General features: G+C 65.7%; 17 protein-coding genes. 5 read left to right on the top strand and 12 right to left on the bottom strand.

Features of this window, described 5'->3' with window-relative positions; genetic code table 11:
• Positions 1-33: 33 nt before the first annotated feature.
• Entirely contained in the window at positions 34-669 is a 636-nt protein-coding gene (locus tag ACWIEX_RS23415; RefSeq protein WP_454035324.1) for an isochorismatase family protein, read from the bottom strand.
• A 143-nt stretch (positions 670-812) separates the two neighbouring features.
• Between ACWIEX_RS23415 and ACWIEX_RS23410 the strand changes: the two genes are divergently transcribed.
• Positions 813-1469 carry a TetR/AcrR family transcriptional regulator gene (locus ACWIEX_RS23410; protein ID WP_454035323.1) on the top strand — a complete coding sequence of 219 codons (657 nt, stop codon included), beginning with the start codon at positions 813-815 and terminating at the stop codon, positions 1467-1469.
• 32 nt (positions 1470-1501) lie between these two features.
• Here the strand turns inward: ACWIEX_RS23410 and ACWIEX_RS23405 are convergent, their stop codons facing one another.
• Genes ACWIEX_RS23405 through ACWIEX_RS23390 form a run of 4 tightly spaced genes read right to left on the bottom strand, consistent with a single transcriptional unit; the run spans position 1502 to position 5065 of the window.
• Complete coding sequence (locus ACWIEX_RS23405) at positions 1502-2194, bottom strand: GntR family transcriptional regulator (RefSeq protein WP_454035322.1); 693 nt, start codon at positions 2192-2194, stop codon at positions 1502-1504.
• A gap of 33 nt (positions 2195-2227) precedes the next feature.
• Positions 2228-3058 (bottom strand): ABC transporter permease, encoded by an 831-nt coding sequence (locus ACWIEX_RS23400; RefSeq protein WP_454035321.1) that lies wholly within the window; start codon positions 3056-3058, stop codon positions 2228-2230.
• Between the two features lie 8 nt (positions 3059-3066).
• A complete protein-coding gene (locus ACWIEX_RS23395) occupies positions 3067-3942 on the bottom strand; it encodes an ABC transporter ATP-binding protein (protein WP_454035320.1) in 876 nt (291 codons plus the stop codon).
• Between the two features lie 28 nt (positions 3943-3970).
• Positions 3971-5065 carry an ABC transporter substrate-binding protein gene (locus ACWIEX_RS23390; RefSeq protein WP_454035319.1) on the bottom strand — a complete coding sequence of 365 codons (1095 nt, stop codon included), beginning with the start codon at positions 5063-5065 and terminating at the stop codon, positions 3971-3973.
• A 236-nt stretch (positions 5066-5301) separates the two neighbouring features.
• On the opposite strand from ACWIEX_RS23390, the gene ACWIEX_RS23385 reads away from it, so the two are divergent.
• Genes ACWIEX_RS23385 through ACWIEX_RS23370 form a run of 4 tightly spaced genes read left to right on the top strand, consistent with a single transcriptional unit; the run spans position 5302 to position 9411 of the window.
• Positions 5302-6435, top strand: coding sequence for a pyridoxal phosphate-dependent aminotransferase (locus tag ACWIEX_RS23385; RefSeq protein ID WP_454035318.1), 1134 nt, complete (start codon positions 5302-5304; stop codon positions 6433-6435).
• 45 nt (positions 6436-6480) lie between these two features.
• Positions 6481-7263, top strand: coding sequence for an SDR family oxidoreductase (locus tag ACWIEX_RS23380; protein WP_454035317.1), 783 nt, complete (start codon positions 6481-6483; stop codon positions 7261-7263).
• A 13-nt stretch (positions 7264-7276) separates the two neighbouring features.
• On the top strand, positions 7277-8158 hold the full coding sequence (locus ACWIEX_RS23375) for an alpha/beta fold hydrolase (RefSeq protein ID WP_454035316.1): 882 nt from the start codon (positions 7277-7279) through the stop codon (positions 8156-8158).
• 2 nt (positions 8159-8160) lie between these two features.
• Positions 8161-9411, top strand: a complete 1251-nt coding sequence (locus ACWIEX_RS23370) for a M20 family metallo-hydrolase (RefSeq protein WP_454035315.1) — start codon at positions 8161-8163, stop codon at positions 9409-9411.
• On the opposite strand, the gene ACWIEX_RS23365 is transcribed toward ACWIEX_RS23370, so the two are convergent.
• The 7 genes from ACWIEX_RS23365 to ACWIEX_RS23335 form a co-directional block, all read right to left on the bottom strand.
• Positions 9412-10233 (bottom strand): MBL fold metallo-hydrolase, encoded by an 822-nt coding sequence (locus ACWIEX_RS23365; protein WP_454035314.1) that lies wholly within the window; start codon positions 10231-10233, stop codon positions 9412-9414. It abuts the gene before it with no gap.
• Between the two features lie 162 nt (positions 10234-10395).
• On the bottom strand, positions 10396-11187 hold the full coding sequence (locus tag ACWIEX_RS23360) for an enoyl-CoA hydratase/isomerase family protein (protein ID WP_454035313.1): 792 nt from the start codon (positions 11185-11187) through the stop codon (positions 10396-10398).
• A gap of 20 nt (positions 11188-11207) precedes the next feature.
• Positions 11208-12098, bottom strand: a complete 891-nt coding sequence (locus tag ACWIEX_RS23355) for an ABC transporter permease (RefSeq protein ID WP_454035312.1) — start codon at positions 12096-12098, stop codon at positions 11208-11210.
• The gene (locus ACWIEX_RS23350) at positions 12095-13051 is read right to left on the bottom strand and encodes an ABC transporter permease (protein ID WP_454035311.1); all 957 of its coding nucleotides are present in this window, start codon (positions 13049-13051) and stop codon (positions 12095-12097) included. Before ACWIEX_RS23350 ends, ACWIEX_RS23355 begins: the two co-directional genes overlap by 4 nt.
• A 33-nt stretch (positions 13052-13084) precedes the next feature.
• Complete coding sequence (locus ACWIEX_RS23345; RefSeq protein WP_454035310.1) at positions 13085-14656, bottom strand: ABC transporter substrate-binding protein; 1572 nt, start codon at positions 14654-14656, stop codon at positions 13085-13087.
• Positions 14657-14714: 58 nt separating this feature from the next.
• Entirely contained in the window at positions 14715-15857 is a 1143-nt protein-coding gene (locus tag ACWIEX_RS23340) for a thiolase C-terminal domain-containing protein (protein WP_454035309.1), read from the bottom strand.
• Positions 15854-16273, bottom strand: coding sequence for a Zn-ribbon domain-containing OB-fold protein (locus tag ACWIEX_RS23335; RefSeq protein WP_061966137.1), 420 nt, complete (start codon positions 16271-16273; stop codon positions 15854-15856). Before ACWIEX_RS23335 ends, ACWIEX_RS23340 begins: the two co-directional genes overlap by 4 nt.
• Positions 16274-16338: the final 65 nt, after the last annotated feature.

Genomic DNA, 16338 nt, shown 5'->3' with positions numbered 1-16338 from the left:
TGAGCCGGCAGGCAGAGACCGTGCCGACCGGTTTCAGGCGGCGTTCTGCTTGTGCCAGTCTTCCAGATAGGCCAGCACGGTCTTGAGATCGGAGATGTCGACATAGCGGCGGCCGAGATCGCGAAGATTGTCGCGATGCGGCTGCTCCTCGATATCGCCGACGCAATCCTCGGGAACGATGGTCCGGTAGCGATAGCTGAAGCTGTCGATCGAGGTGGCGCGGATGCAGCCCGAGGTGTTGCAGCCGGTCACGATCACCGTGTCGACGCGCTCCTTGTTGAAGTAGTCGCTCACCCCGGTGTTGAAGAAGATCGAGGGTGCTTTCTTGCAGACCGTGAGATCGTAGGCGGGATCGTGGATGCGCGGGTCGAAGGCGGCGCTCGGATGGTCGTGCCGGAAGGTCTCGCGCACGGCGGTGATCTTCCAGTAGGGCATCTCGCGCTCGTTCATATAGGCCGTGTTGCAGTTCGCGACCGGCACGTTGTAGCGGCGCGCCACCTCCAGCAGTCTGGCGGTGTTTTCCACGGCGCGCATGACGAGCGGGGCTCCGCCGAGCGGATATTGGGCATCGGTGAAGCCTGTCTGGAAATCGACGACGACGATGCCGGGCTTCTTGCCGAAGCCGACCGGAATCTCGCCGTAGCTTCTGTTCTGATAGTCGTCCGTCATGGCTTCTTCCCTCCCTGCGCGCATTCGTGTCGCGATCCGGGCACGGTATTCTCTTGAAAAAATCAGGCAAGATTGTTTTTTATGGGATCGATGCGCCGGCCGGGTGAGGCAGCACAGAGGGGAGCGGACAGGTGGCGGCAGAGATGAAGCAGGCTTCGCGTTCCGAGCGCCAGCAGCAGGCGCGCAGCGTCGCGACTTATGAACGACTGATCGGGGCGACGCTCGATGTGATCCACGATGTCGGCTACCACGCGGCGACGACGCAGGAGATCGCCGAGCGGGCGCAAGTGTCCCGCGGGGCGCTGCTCTACCATTTCCCGGCTCGCGCTGACATCATCCTGGCGGCGATGGAGCGATTGCTCGACGACGGCACCGCGGAGATCCGCGCCGTCGCCCGGCGTGTCCAGAACGGCGAATTGTCGCTCGAAGGCTTCGTCGGCTTTCTCTGGGAGCTGTTCTCCGGCCGCTTCTTCTATCTCTCGCTGGAGATGATCACCGAGGCGCGCAACGATGCCGATCTGCGCGAACGGATGGTTCCCGTCGTCAAGCGCTTCCATGAGGCGCTCGATTCGACCTGGGTGGAGTTCTGCAATCCGGAGAAGCGCACGGCCCGCGAGGCTCGCATCATCCTCAACCTGACGGTCTGCCTGGTGCGCGGCATGGGCGTGCAGACCGTGCTGCGCCAGGACCCCGGCTATTTCGCCGATATGATCGCGGCCTGGAAAGCGCTGCTGCCGCAGATCGTCGAGGGCGGAGCCGGGGATGCGATGTTCGGCGGCCCGGCGTTTCGGAGACGCTGAAATCGGCCTGCGCGGCGAACGGAAGCGCTGGCTCAGGACATCTCCGCCAGCAGCCCGTGCCCGCCGGAGGCGCGCAGGAAATGCAGCAGGTCCGACAGTCCCTCGCCCAGCAGGGTCACATGCGAGCGCATCATCTGCGCAGCCTGGACGCCGTCGCCCCGCAGGATGGCATCCATCACGCGCTCGTGCTCGGGGATGGAGGAGTACATCCGCCCCGGCTGGTAGGTGATGGTGCGGCGATAGGGTGAGATCTTCAGCGTCAATCGCCGCAACTCGTCCTGCAGGATGCGGTTGTGGCTGGCGGCGGCGATCAGCTCGTGGAAAACGAGATTGGCCGCGTAGAAGGCTTCCGCATCCTCGGCCGCGGCGGCTTCGGCACAGGTGCGGTGCGCCGCCTGCAGAAGCGCCCGCTGCTCCGGCTGGATGCGGCGCGCGGCCTGGGAGGAGGCGAAGGCCTCCAGCTCGGCGACCACCCCGAACGCATCCAGGAGATCGGCGAGCGACATCTGCGCGACCTGCAATCCCTGACGGCCGCGCGATACCACGAGGCCGCTGGCGGCGAGGCGCTGCAACGCCTCGCGCACGGGCGTGCGCGACATGCCGAACTGCTCGGCGAGCTGGCGCTCGTCCAGTTTGTCGCCCGGCCTGCGGATTCCCTTGAGGATTTCCTCCTCGAGACGGGTGACCACTCCGGCCGAAAGCGATTCAGGCTCGTCTGGCGTCATCGATCCGTTCATTCGCGCCATCAGGTCAGCGCCTCACCGGCTGTCTGCCGAGTAAAATCTGTTCGCGACCATCTCCGCGAGCGCCACAAGCCCATAGAGGAGCAGGCCGCAGATGCAAAGCACCACGATGGCCGCCATCGACACCTCGGTATCGGCGCGGGCCGTCGCGAAGATGATGAGATAGCCGAGCCCGGCCTGCGCCGTGATGAACTCACCGATGATCACGCCGATGATCGCCAGCGTGATTGCGATCTTCATGCCGCTGAAGATATGGGGCAGCGCGGCCGGAAAGCGCACGCTGGTAAAGATCTGCCATTCCGTGGCCGTCAGCGAGCGGCACAGCCTCAGAATGCCGCGGTCGACGCTCAGGAAGCCGGCGGTGGTCGCGATGACCATCGGGAAGAAGGCGATGAATATCGAGAACGCGATGCGCGATTGCGAGCCGACCCCGAGCCAGATGATGAAGAGCGGGGCCAACGCGATCTTCGGGATGAGCTGGAAGAAGATCAGGTTCGGGTAAAGCGCCTCGCGCGCCATGTCCGAATAGGTGATGAGGACAGCGATCGCGACGCCGAGCAGGACCGCGAGCAGAAAGCCGACAGCGGATTCCAGTGTGGTCGGCACCGCATGCATCAGCAGGATGTCGTAGCGGGCAACGATGTAGCGCGCGATCGAGATCGGCGACGGCAGGATGACCGAGGGGACCTGGAAGATCGTGACGTAGAGCTGCCAGGCCGCCAGCACGAAAAAGGCCAGGCCGAGCGGCAGGACGATGCTGCTCAGGCCGGCGGAACCCCGGAAGCGGCCGGTATCGGACGCCGGAAGGACGGCGCCGGTCTCGGTGCCGATGGTGAGCTTTGCCATGCTGGACCTCACTCGATGACGCTGACGGCGGCGGGGCTCGAAGCGGGCCTGGGCGCATCCTGCGCATGGCCATCCTGCCCGTGCCCATGCGCGGCTTCGATGGTCAGGCGCAGCTCCCGGCAGACCTGGGCGAATTCCTGCGTTTCCTCGATCTCGAAGCGACGCGGCCGGGGGAACGGCATCTTCTTGTCCAGGATGATCGTCGAGGGCCGCCCGCCCATCACCACCACCCGATCGGACAGGAAGGCGGCTTCGCGGATCGAATGGGTCACGAAGATCACGGTCTTGCGGTAGGTCTCGAGGATCTCCGAGAGGGCGACATTCATCTGGTCGCGGGTGATGGCGTCGAGCGCGCTGAACGGCTCGTCCATCAGCAGGATTTCCGGATCGTGGATCAGCGCCCGGCAGATCGCGACGCGCTGGCGCATGCCGCCCGAGAGCTCGCCCGGCTTCTTGTGCTCGAAGCCGGCGAGGCCGACCATCTTGAGCAGGCCGTGGGCCCTGTCGCGATAGGTCTCCATCGGCAGCTTCAGGATGCGGATTGGGAAGAGCACGTTCTCCAGCGTGCTCTTCCATGGCAGCAGCGTCGCATCCTGGAAGATGATGCCGATGTCGCGGCGCGGCGATGCGACGGGCTCGCCCGCCAACGTGATCGTGCCCGATGTCGGCCGCTCCAGCCCGGCGATCATCATCAGCAGCGTCGACTTTCCGCAGCCCGATGGGCCGAGCAGCGAAACGAATTCGCCCCTCGCCACATCGACCGACGCGGAGGCGACCGCATGGATCGGCGACTGCCGCGTGAAATAGGTCTTCTGGACATCCGTGGCCGAGACGAGAGGTGCCTCGGCCGCGGGACGCTCCACCTTGGGTGCCAAACTCAGCATCAGGTTGTCGCCTCGTGCGATGGGCCGGTCAGGAGCCGACATATTTGCGGAACGGCGCGGCGCTCTTCTCCGCCGCCGCCAGCTCTTCCGGCGAGAGCTTGAGCTTGCCGATGAAGTCATTGGTGAACAGCGTGCCGACATCCGGCTTCACCGCTCCCTCGCCGGCTGCATATTTCATCACGAGATCGGCCATCATGGCGACCTTGGCCGGATCGGCCCAGCCAAAGCCGTTCTGCTTCACCTCCGGCACGAGATTGGTGAGGTTCGTCAGCCCGAGCCCGATCCGGGCATATTCCTTGCCCGTCGAGGAAATCGCGACCTCGCTATTGGCTTTCAGGAAGATGTCCACGGACTCGTCGAAATTCGTCATCGTGAACTTGATGGCGTCCATGGCCCCCTGGACGAAAGCCTCGCACAGCGCCTTGTCCTGTTTGAGCCGGGCCGGCTGGGTCGTCAGGGACTGGCCGTAGAATTCGATGCCGGCCGCGGAGAACAGCATGAACCGGACATCGGTGCCGAGCGGTGCCAGGGACGGCACCGTGCTGGTGGCGAAGGCCGAGACTGCATCGACCTGTTTCTCGACCAGCGTGCGCTCGCGCACCTTGCCGTCGATCTGCAGGATCTGGAGCTTCGAAAGGTCGAGGCCCACCTTCTCGGCATAGAGCGGCAGGAACGGATACTCGCCGGAGGTCACGCTGGCGCCGAGCTTCTTGCCTTCGAGGTCCTTGGGGCCCTTGATCGGCGAGCCCGACAGGACGCCGATGCCCATCAGCGCATCATAGTTGATCTGGCCGATGCAGGTGATCGGCAGCTTCTTCGCCGCCTGCACGATCACCGTCGGGGTGGCCGCCATGCCGAAATCGAAGGTGCCGGCGCTGACCGCTTGCGCCGCCGCCCCCGAACCTGAGCCGCGCGCCACCGAGACGTCGAGCCCATGGCGCTTCCAGAAACCCTTGTCGCGCGCGACATAGGCGAAAAGGTTCGGTCCTTCGGGAATCCAGGAGGTCGTGAACGAGACCTTCTTCAGCCCCTGCGCGAGCGCGGGCATGGCGATGGTGCTCGTCATGGCTGCCGCGGCTGCGGCACCGAAGCCCTTGAGAGCACTGCGACGTGAAACACGCATCCGGTATCTCCCCTTTTATTGTCGCCTGCCTGCCTGTGGCGACGCTGTCACCAGCATCACCGTGATCTCCGCTGGGCGCAAGTGTCATTATGCACAAAATCAATTCCTGCATAATTTTTTGCCGGCACGCCGCGTTTTTGGGCTGTTCGGTATGCGGATTTTGTGCAAACACTCCCAAAGATAGAGCTGTAAGCCGCCTTCATTATACCAAAATGGCGATACGCCGCGGAGATGTCATGAAAACCTTCGAGGTTCGCAATGCCCATTTCGACCGGCTGGTGAACACGACCGGCCTGCGCTGGATGGGGCAGAACACCAATCACGCGACACCGCATTCCGCCGTGCTAGCGGCGATGGAGAAATGCATCCGCGACGAGGAATTCCACATCTACGCGCCGCCGGCAGGGCTCGAGGAGCTGCGCCACGGCATCGTCGCCGATCTCGGCCTCGAGGGGCAGGCGGCGCTGGTTTCCGACGGGGCGGTCGCCTCGCTCTACCATGTCTGCCACAGCCTGCTCGGGCCGGGCGACGAGTTCATCACCACCGACCCGACCTGGAACTGGCCGATGGCCTTCGCGCGCGCCGTCGGCGCGACAGTCACGCAAATTCCGATCTATGGCGAGGAATATGGCTATCGCCTTGCGCCGGAGCGGCTGAAAGCGGCGATCACGCCGAAGACCAAGGTGATCTACATCGTCGATCCGAACAATCCGCTGGGCTCGGCCTGCACGGCGGACGAGATCGACGGCATCGTGGCAGCCGCGCGCGAGGTCGGGGCCTATCTGATCCACGACTGCACCTATCGCCATTTCGCGCATGAGCACACGCTGGCGGCGACGCGCTATCCCGAGCGGACGCTGACCATCTACAGCTTCTCGAAATGGCTCGGCCTGGCCGGCATGCGCGTCGGCGCGGTCGTCGCCCATCCCGACATCATCGAGAAGCTCTCGGCGGCGCCGCCGAACAATCTCGGCTCGAACATTCTGTCCCAGCGCGCGGCGCTCGCCGGCCTCGGCATCAAGGCGGAGTGGTTTCCCGGCGTCCTGTCGCAGCAGCGCGCCAACCAGAAACTGATCAAGGACGCTGCCGACAGGATTCCAGGCCTGTCCCTGCCGGTCTTCCCGTCGAACGGCAATTTCGTGGTGCTCGAATGCGAGCGCGCCGGGGTGAAGCCGGAGGCGCTGGTCGCAGCCTTTCAGAAGCACGACATCATGATCCGCCAGGGCGCCTATCACACGCCCAATTTCGGCGACCGGTTCGTCAAGATCAGCACCACGGTCCCGACCGCCTGGGTGGAGGAGTTCGTCGACCTGCTGCCGACCATGGTCGAGCAGGTTCGTGGCCAAAACGAAGACGTCAAACTGTTCTGAGCCGACCTGCCGCGCCGCAGCGCTCATCAAAGGGAGAAAGCGACAATGGATCTTAAGCTGAAGGGCAAGACGGTCCTGATCACCGGTGCGTCCCAGGGCATCGGCGAAGGGCTGGCGCGCTCATTCGCCGAGGAGGGCTGCAATCTCCATGTCGTGGCGCGCTCCGGCGACAGGCTCGAGGCGCTCAAGCGCGAGCTGGAGGCCGGTCATGGCGTGACGGTGACGGCGCACGCGGTCGATCTGACGGCGGCGGGCGCGGTGGAACGCCTCGTTGCGGCGGTCGGCGATATCGATATTCTCGTCAACAATGCCGGCGTCATCCCCAGCGGCACCTTGTGGGACGTCGATGAGGCGAAATGGCGCGCCGGCTGGGAACTCAAGGTTTTCGGCTACATCAACCTCACGCGCGCGCTCTATCCGCTGATGAAGGCGCGCGGCGGCGGCGTCATCATCAACAATATCGGCAATGGCGGCGAGGTCTTCGATCCCGCCTATGTCGCCGGCACGACCGGCAATGCCAGCCTCATGGCCTTCACCCGCGCCATCGGCGGCCACTCGCTCGACGACAATATCCGGGTGGTGGGCGTCAATCCGGGGCCGGTCGATACGGACCGCATCTACAACATGCTGAAGAAGCGCGCGGCCGACTGGCTCGGCGATGCCGGCCGTTACGAGGAGTTGCAGCAGCGTTATCCGCTGAAGCGCCCGGCCCATATCCACGAGGTCACCGACCTGATCGTGTTCCTCGCCTCCTACCGGTCCGGCTACACGTCCGGCGCGATCTTCACCGTCGATGGCGGCATCGCCTCGCGCCGTTCCGTGATCTGAGGGGAGGCGCGACATGGCCTTTGCCACGGCCAGCGATGGCGTGAAGCTGTTCTACGAGGAGGCCGGCACCGGCACGCCGATCATCTTCGTGCACGAGTTCGGCGGCAGCCACTGGAGCTGGGAGCCGCAGCTCAATTTCTTCGCGCGCCGGCACCGCTGCATAACCTTCGCGGCGCGCGGCTACCGGCCCTCCGACGTGCCGGAGAGCCCGGAAAGCTATTCCCAGGCGCGCGCGGCCGATGACATCGTCGATGTGCTGAGCGCGGCCGGAATCGAGAAGGCCCATGTCGTCGGGCTCTCGATGGGCGGCTTCGCCGCGCTGCATGCGGGGCTGCGCCATCCCGGCCGCGTGCTGTCGATCGTTGCCGCCGGGGCGGGCTACGGCGCCGAGAAAGCCCACGAGGACTATTTCAAGGGCATTTCCGAGCAGGTGGCCCGGAATTTCCAGGAGCGCGGCGCAAAAGACTTCGCGCCGACCTATGCCGAGGGCGCCTCGCGCGTGCAGTTCCAGGACAAGGACCCGCGCGGCTGGGCGCTGTTCGCGGAGCGGCTCGGCCAGCATGATTCGCTCGGCGCGGCGAACACCATGCGCGGCGTGCAGATGCGCCGGCCCTCGCTCTACGATCTCGAGGCCGGGTTCCGCGCCATGCAGGCGCCTCTGCTGGTCATGACCGGCGACGAGGATGATCATTGCATCGAGCCGGGGCTCTATCTGAAGCGGGTGGTGCCGCGCTGCGGCCTCGCCGTCTTCCCGAAATCCGGCCATACGCTGAATCTCGAGGAACCCGAACTCTTCAATCGCCTGCTCGCCGAGTTCATCGCGCAGGTCGAGGCCGGGCGCTGGGGCGTGCGCGACCCCCGCGCCAACCCGGCGCAGATCATGCGGGTCGATTGAGCATGGCGGCCCCGCAGCGCCTGTCCGATTTCGTCGATGGCGAGCGCCTCTGGGCTCGCCACATGGCGCTGGCCGCATTCGGCGCCCGCGCCGATGGCGGCGTCGATCGCCCGACCCTGTCGCCGCAGGAGGCACAGGCCCGCGCGCAGGTGATCGCCTGGGGCCGTGCGATCGGCCTGGAGCCCTTCACCGACAAGGCCGCGAACCTGTTCCTGCGTCTCGAGGGGCGCGATCCCTCGCTCGCCCCGGTGGTGGCGGGATCGCATATCGATTCGCAGCCGACCGGTGGCAAGTTCGATGGCGTTTTCGGCGTGCTCGCGGCGCTGGAAACCGCGGCGGCGATCGTCGCGCGCGGCGAGCGGCCGCTCCGCCCGTTCGAGATCGTGGCCTGGACCAACGAGGAAGGCTCGCGTTTCGCGCCGGGCATGACGGGCTCCGACCTCTTCACCGGAACCAAGGCTCTCGAGGCGGTTCTGCCCATCCGCGACGCGGACGGCATCAGCATTGGCGAAGCCGTGGCGTCGATCCTGGCTGCCGACGACAAGGTGCCGTTGCGGGCGTTCGGCCTGCCGATCGCCGCCTATGTCGAGCCCCATATCGAACAGGCCTCCGTGCTCGAACAGGCGGGCATCCCGATCGGCGTCGTGACGGGTATTCAGGGGACGCGGCGTTACCGGGTCCGCGTGATGGGCGAGGCCGCCCATGCCGGCACCGCCTTGCGCAAGGATCGGCGCGATGCGCTGATGGCGGCTATCCGCATGATCCGTGCCATCGACGAAGCCGCCATGGAACCGGCCGATACGCTGCTGACGGTCGGCATGTTGCAGGTGACGCCGAACGCCCCGTCCGTCGTGCCGGCTGAGGTCTTCTTCTCGATCGACCTTCGGCACCCGGACAATGCTGTGGTCGACCGGGTCGATGCCGCGATCCGCCGCATCGTCGAAGAGATGAAGGGAGAGTGCAGCGTCGAGCTGAAGCAGATCCAGCATTCGCCCTCGCTGAACTTCGCGCCCGCGATTCGCAGCGCCATTGCCGAAGCGGCTGCGGCGCGCGGCATTCCCGCCATGGATGTCTATTCGGCAGCCGGCCATGACGCGCGCCAACTGCACTATGTCTGCCCCGCCGGGATGATCTTCGTGCCATGCCGGGGCGGGGTGTCCCACAACCCCGACGAATGGGCTGAACCGGAGCACCTGACCGCGGGCGCGCAGGTCCTCGCAGACGTCGTCTGGCGCCTCGCGAACTCAGCCTGATCAGCGCGGCACGCTCCAGATCTCGCCGGCCTGTGTGACGCGCCCCTCCGCATGCAGTTTCTCGAGATGGGCTATCACATTGCGTTCGGCCGCCCGCCGAAGCCAGGGATCGGTCTTGGAATAGAGTCGATCCATCAGGTCCCAGGCGTCGGACGGCCGGGAGCGTAACGCTTCGAAAATCGCCTCCTCCCGCTCGACTCGCCGATTGAGCAGGTCTGCGACATAGGGTGCGGGATTGGGTAGCGGAGGGCCGTGGCCCGGCAGATAAAGACTGTCGCTGCGTGACAGCATCAGGCGAAGGCTTGCGCAGTAAGCGGCCATGTTGCCGTCGGGCGGGGAGACGATGCTGCTCGACCACGACATCACGTGATCGGCGCTGAAGACGACCCCGTCCCGGGCTGCGAAGCAGAGGTGGTCGCTGGCGTGTCCCGGTGTGTGGATCGCGAGCATTCCGGCCACCATGTCGCGGTCCTGGACGAGGACATCCGGCTCGAAGGATGGATCGGCCACCCGATGAAAGGCGAAGGTCGGCGCTCCCGTCCTGGCCTTGAGGGAAGAGGTGGCGCCAAGATGATCCGAATGGGTGTGGCTGAGGAGGATGGCGCAGACCTTGCCCCCCGTTGCCGCGATGATGTCGTCGAGGTGGCCGGCATCCTCCGGCCCGGGATCGAGCACGATGAAGCCCTCATCAGACTCGATCAGGTACGTGTTCGTGCCGTGATAGGTCATCAGGCTCGGGTTATTCGCGACGATACGCCTGATGCCTGGCAGAACGGGCAGGGCGACGCCCCGCTGAGGCTCAGGTTCCTCGAGAAAAGCCAATCTTCAGTCCCTCCGGGGCAAGTTCAGGGCTCCAGCCCGACACAACGCGCGGGACGGTCTTGTCGATCACGCTGATGATGTCGAGCCAACGGATCGGTCAAGAGCCGCTGTCAGCACGCCGCCGGGACGAATGCACGGATATAGCGAGGACCGTGTCCTGCGTTATCCACGGGCCTGGAAGCCTTGCTCGCGGATGAGGGCGAACTCCGAGCCGGCGAACAGTTCCAGTTGGGCTTCCATCTCCCGGCTGAGCGCCTGGCGGAGCAGGGCCGGCGCTGCTGCGTCGATCAGCTCCGATTGCTTCCGGAGCGCTGTCGGCGGCCGGCGCGCCAATCGGGCGGCCTTCTCGAATGCAGCATCGGCGAGCTCCGTGGTTTCGACGACCCATTCGACGAGATGCCAATCCGCAGCCTGTCGCGCATCCATGACATCGCCGCTCGCCAGGAGCCATTTTGCGCGGGCGGGACCCAGGAGCCGCGTCAGCAGCGCGGATGATCCCGTGTCGGAGACGACGCCAAATCCGACCTCGGGAAAGCTGTATTTCAGGTCGGCTCCGGCAATGCGATAATCGCATCCCAGCGCCAGCTCCGCCCCGGCGCCGATCGCGTGGCCGTGCAGGGCGCAGATCGAGGGCTTTCCCAGCCCGCATTGCAGCAGCCGCAGTTCCTGTGCCGCACGGATGAGCTCGCGATGCGAGGCATGCTCGCCTGTTTCGAGGAAGCCGTTGCGGTCCCGCCCGGAACAGAAGGACCGCCCGGCGCCCTGCAGCAGCACGGCGCGCACCGCGCCGTTATCCCGCGCCCAGATCAGCGCTTCCTTCAGCGCAGCGCGTGCGGCGTCGTTCAGGGCGTTGTGCACGCGGGGGCGGTTCAGGGTGATGATGCCGACGCCGTCCCGCAGGTCATGCAGGACCGGAGGCGCTTCACCTGCGGATATCGCGACTTTCCCTGACATGTCGGAACTCCTCCCGCCTTTCACCGCATCCGGAATTTCGGGTCGAACCAGTCCCGCAGGCTGTCGCCGACGAGGCTGAAGGCGAGCACGGTGACCGTGATCGAAAGCCCCGGGAAAACGATCATCCAGGGCGCCTCGCGATAGAAATCCGAGGTATTCCCCGACAGCATCAGCCCCCATGAGGGCTGGGGCTCGGTCACGCCGAGCCCCAGGAAGGAGAGGGCCGCCTCGAGCAGGATCGACTGCGCGATATAGGCGCTGACGAGGATCAGGAACGGCGCGGCGACATTGGGCGCGATATGGCGAAGGATGATCCGGGCACTGCGCAGCCCGGAGGCGCGGGCAGCCTCGACATAGGGCATCGTCACGATGGTGAGCGCCGATGAGCGGATCACGCGCGCGGCGTTCGGGATGATCGCGATAGCGATCGCGAGGATGACGTTCAGATCGATGCCCTCGCTGGTGCTGCGACCGAAAATGGCGACGATGACGATCGCCAGCACGATGATGGGCAAGGCCAGCATGAGATCGGTCAGGCGCTGGATGATCAGATCGACCAGCCCGCCGTAATAGGCGGATGCGATGCCGATCAGCGCGCCGATCGAGCAGCCGACCAGCGAGGCGGAAACGCCGATCGTCAACGCCGTCCGGGCGCCGAAGATCACGCGGGAGAAGATGTCTCGCCCCAGCGAATCCGTGCCGAAGAGATGCTCCATGGACGGCGGCTGAAGCGCGGTGTCGAACCCCAGGGCGAGCGGATCGTAAGGCGCCAGCCAGTCCGCGAAGGCGGCCGCGGCAGCCATCACGATGACCACGCACAGGCCGATGGTGCCGACCGGTTGCGACATCAGGAAGCGCCGTACCGCGCCCCGGCGCCGCGGCGGGACCGAAAGCTCGTCGCCCACGCTCATCGCGACCACTCGATGCGCGGGTCGAGCCAGACATAGAGAATATCGAGCACCAGATTGGTCAGCACGAAGACCAAGGCGAGCACCATCACGATGCCCTGGATCATGACGTAGTCATAATGGGCGACGGATTGCACCAGAAGCTTGCCGATGCCGTTGAGGTTGAAGACCTGCTCGGTCACGACGAGGCCGCCCACCAGGAATGCGAATTCGAGCCCGACGATGGTGATGGTCGGCAGCAATCCGTTGCGGATGGCGTGCCGCCAGATCAGGTCGCGCTCCGGCGTCCCCTTCGCCCGCGCGGTGCGGATATAGTCCTCCTGCAGGACTTCGAGCAGCGAGGAGCGGACCATGCGGGCCGCGACCGCCGCATAGCGGTAGCCCACCGCCAGAGCCGGCCAGATCAGTTGGTTGAGATTGGCGAGCGGGTCCTGCCAGAACGGAGTGTAGGTGATCGGTGGCGCCCAGTTGAACAGGTAGAGCAGCATGAGGATGAGCATCATGCCGAACCAGAAGGACGGGACCGCCATGCCCGAGGCCGCGACGAGACGGATCACGTAATCCAGCGGCGTTCCCGGATAGATCGCGGAGAGCGTGCCGAGCGGCAATGCGATCAGCGTGGCGATCAGCGCCGCCATCACCGCCACCTGCAGCGACAGCCCGATCCTCAGGCCGATCTCGCTGGTCACCGGCTGCCCGGTCCACATCGAGACGCCGAGATCGCCCCTTGCCGCGCGGGAGACCCATTCGCCGAACTGGATCGGGAGCGAGCGGTCGAGCCCGAGCCGCGCGCGCTCGGTGGCGATGAGTTCCGCGCTCACCGCCGCGCCGTCGCCGCGCAGCTTCGCCTCGACGATGTCCCCCGGCAGGACGCGCAGCATCAGAAAGATCAGGACGGCAACGCCCAGCAAGGTGGGGATCATCAGGGCGATCCGCCGCAAAAGAAAACCCGTCATCGCGCGTCTCTCGTCCCGATCCCCATCCGGCCTCTATTTGTCGAGCCAGATGTCGGCCAGATCCAGGTTCAGGAACTGGCTCGGTGCGAGCTTCCAGTGCTTGAGCTTGGCGTTGCTGACGATGATGCGGTTCGCCCAGAAAAGCGGTGCGTAATAGGCCTGATCCAGGACGCGGCGGGATATCTGCGCAAGGATTTCCTTGCGCTTCGCCGGGTCGAGCTCGGCGCGCTGCTTCTCGTAGAGCGCGTCAATCTCGCGATCCTCGTATTTCGCCGTATTGAACGGCGTCTTGTCGCGCGACTGATACTTGGAGAAGATCACCGTCGGCTCGTCGGTCGCCTCGGCGATCGCATCCATCAGCACGTCGAACTGGCCGTTGGCCCGCGAAGCGACCCAGACCGGGTTTTCCAGCATGTCCTGGCGCGCATTGACGCCGATGCGCCGCCACTGGTCGATCACCCAGGTGCCGATGGTCACATAGGGCTCGCCGACATTGCGGTTGCCGAAGGCGAAGGAGAGGTTGGCCACGCCAGCTTCCTTCAGGAGCCGCCGCGCCTCGGCCCGGCGCGCTTCGATGTCGCTGCCGAAGCCGGGGAGCTTCGCCAGCTCGGCGGGAGTCTCGGCCAGGTCGTAGCCGGGGCGCTGCAGGGCGCCGACGCCGCCCATGAAGGTGACGCGCGAGATCACCTCCGAGCCACCGGTGCGGTCGATCGCGAGGTTGAGCGCGCGGCGCACCCGGACATCGTCGAACGGCTTGCGCTGCGTGTTGAAGGCGATCTTGATCATGGTCGTCATCGTGCCGCTCTGCACGGAGACGGAATCCTTGCGGGCGGCCACCAGCCGATCGCGCTGCTGCGGCGTCAGGGAGCGGAACTCGGTGTCGACCTGGTCCGACTGCAGGGCGTTGAGGATCGCCGGGCCGCTCATGAAGAACAGCTTGAAGCCGTCGAGATAGGGCTGGCCCTTCCGATGGAAGTTCTCGTAGCGCTCCCCTTCCCAGGTCGAGCCGGAGACGCGCTCCTTGAACTTGAAGGGGCCCGAGCCGAGGACCTGCTTCTCGGGGAAATGCGGGTCCGTCTCCAGCTTCGCGGCGCTGTAGACGCAGTTCAGCGGGTTGGCGAGAAGCTCAAGCAGCGCCACTTCCGGCTGCGAGAGGCGCAGGACCACCGTCAGGTCGTCAACCGCCTCGATCGAGGCGATGCGCTGGAAGAGCGGTCCCCGTGCCGAGACGATGCCCTTCGGCGGCTTGCGGATGCGCTCCAGCGACACCGCGACGTCCCGCGCCGTAAGCGGCGAGCCGTCATGGAATTTCACGCCCGGGATGAGCTTGAAGGTGTAGGTCAGGCCGTCTTCCGAGACCGTCCAGTTCTCGGCCAGGTCCCCGATCACCTTCGGGTAGTTCTGCGGGTCGTAGCGCACCAGAGTGGAATAGTGCGGCGCGAGCGCGCTGGTCACATAGACCGTGGTCGCGGCATGGCAATCGAGCGTATAGGGCTCGGCAAGGACGGCCTGGCGCAGCGTGCCGCCCTGGACCGGCTCCTGCCCAACGGCGGATTGGCTGAATAGCGCCAGCGCAACCGCTGCCGCTGCTGTAAGTCCACGCATTCTTTCCTCCCTGTTCGTAAGACCCCGGGCATCTTTGATGCTTCTCGGGGGACGGTCCCTAAGGCTGCTGGTTCGACATGATCACCGTTCCGCTGGCCGCGAACATGCCGCCGACGCCATGGCAGACCGAGACCTTCGCGCCCTCGACCTGAGCGGGAGCAATGCCGCGCATCTGCCGGACGCTCTCCTGCAGCGCGTACATGCCGTACATGCCGGAATGCATGTAGCTGAGGCCGCCGCCATTGGTGTTGACGGGCAGCTTGCCGCCCGGCGCCGTGTTTCGCTCCCAGATGAAGCGCGCCGCCTCGCCGCGCGGCACGAAGCCGAGATCTTCCAGGCCGAAGATCGGAAGATGCGCGAAGGCGTCGTAGAACATGGCATGGTCGACATCGGCGTGGCTGATGCCGGCCTCGGCGAAGGCGGTGGCGCCGGCGACGCGGAAGGCGCGCGACGAGGTGAAGTCGGCCATCTGGCTGATCATCGGCGTTTCCGTGCTTTCGCCGGTTCCGAGGATGTAGACGGGCTTCTGCGGGAAGTCCTTGGCGCGATCGGCCGAGGTCAGGATCAGGGCGCCGCCGCCATCCGTGACCAGGCAGCACTGCAGGATCCTGAACGGATAGGCGATCATCTTCGAGTTCAGGACGTCGTCGACGGTGATCGGGTCCTTGAAGCTGGCGCGCGGGTTGCGGGCCGCCCATTCGCGCTGCACGACCGCGACCATCGCCAGTTGCTCATGCGTCAGGCCGTATCTCTTCATGTAGCGCAGCACGGGAATGGTGAAGAGCGTCGGCGGCCCGCTGGGGCCGTAGGGCAGCTCGAACTGCCCGGCATAACTCTCGGGCTGCGTCGTCGGCCGCACCAGCCCGATCCGGGAGCGCCCGCTCTCGCCATGGGTGATCAGCACCGTCGAGCACAGCCCGGCCGTGATCGCCGCCGCCGCATGGCGCACATGCAGCATGAAGGAACAGCCGCCGACATAAGTGCCGTCCACCCATTTGGGCGTCAGGCCGAGATAATGCGCCACATTGGTCGGGATTTCCCCGGCGCAGGCATAGCCGTCGATGTCGGAGGGTTTCAGGCCGGCATCGCGCATGGCGTTGCGCGCGGCATCGGCATGGAGCTGGATCTGCGAGGCATCGGGGATATGCCCCATCCGCGTCGTCTCGGCGGCGCCGGCGATGGCGATCGATCCGGGTTTCATCCGCGCGCCCCCACCGGGCGGAAGAGCGGCAGCGTGATCTCGTCGTCCAGCTTCTGGAAAACGACCTCCACGGCCATGTCGAGCTGCAGCGCCTCGGGCGTCTGCGGGCAGTCGACGATGTTGGACATCAGCCGCGGCCCTTCCTGCGTCTCCACCACGGCGATCGCATAGGGCGGCGTGAAGCCGGGCGCCGGGCGATGGCTGATGACGTAGCTGTAGAGCGTGCCCCGCCCGGAGGCCGCATAGACCGTGACGTCGTCGGCGTTGCAATGCGGGCAGAACGGGCGCGGCGGAAAATAGGAGCGCTCGCAGGCGTTGCAGCGCTGCAGCCGGAGTTCTCCTTCGCGCGTCCCCTCCCAGAAGTGCCGGGTCTCGGGGGTCGGCTTCGGCCGCGGTCGTTCGGATGGTGTCGCCATGTCGGAATGCTCATTCGTGCGAATTTATGATCGATGGCATTTATTCGAATGAATGTCTAGTCGCG

This window comes from Allobosea sp. NPDC055353 (assembly GCF_053644975.1).
This window is presented reverse-complemented; position numbering and strand designations above follow the sequence as displayed.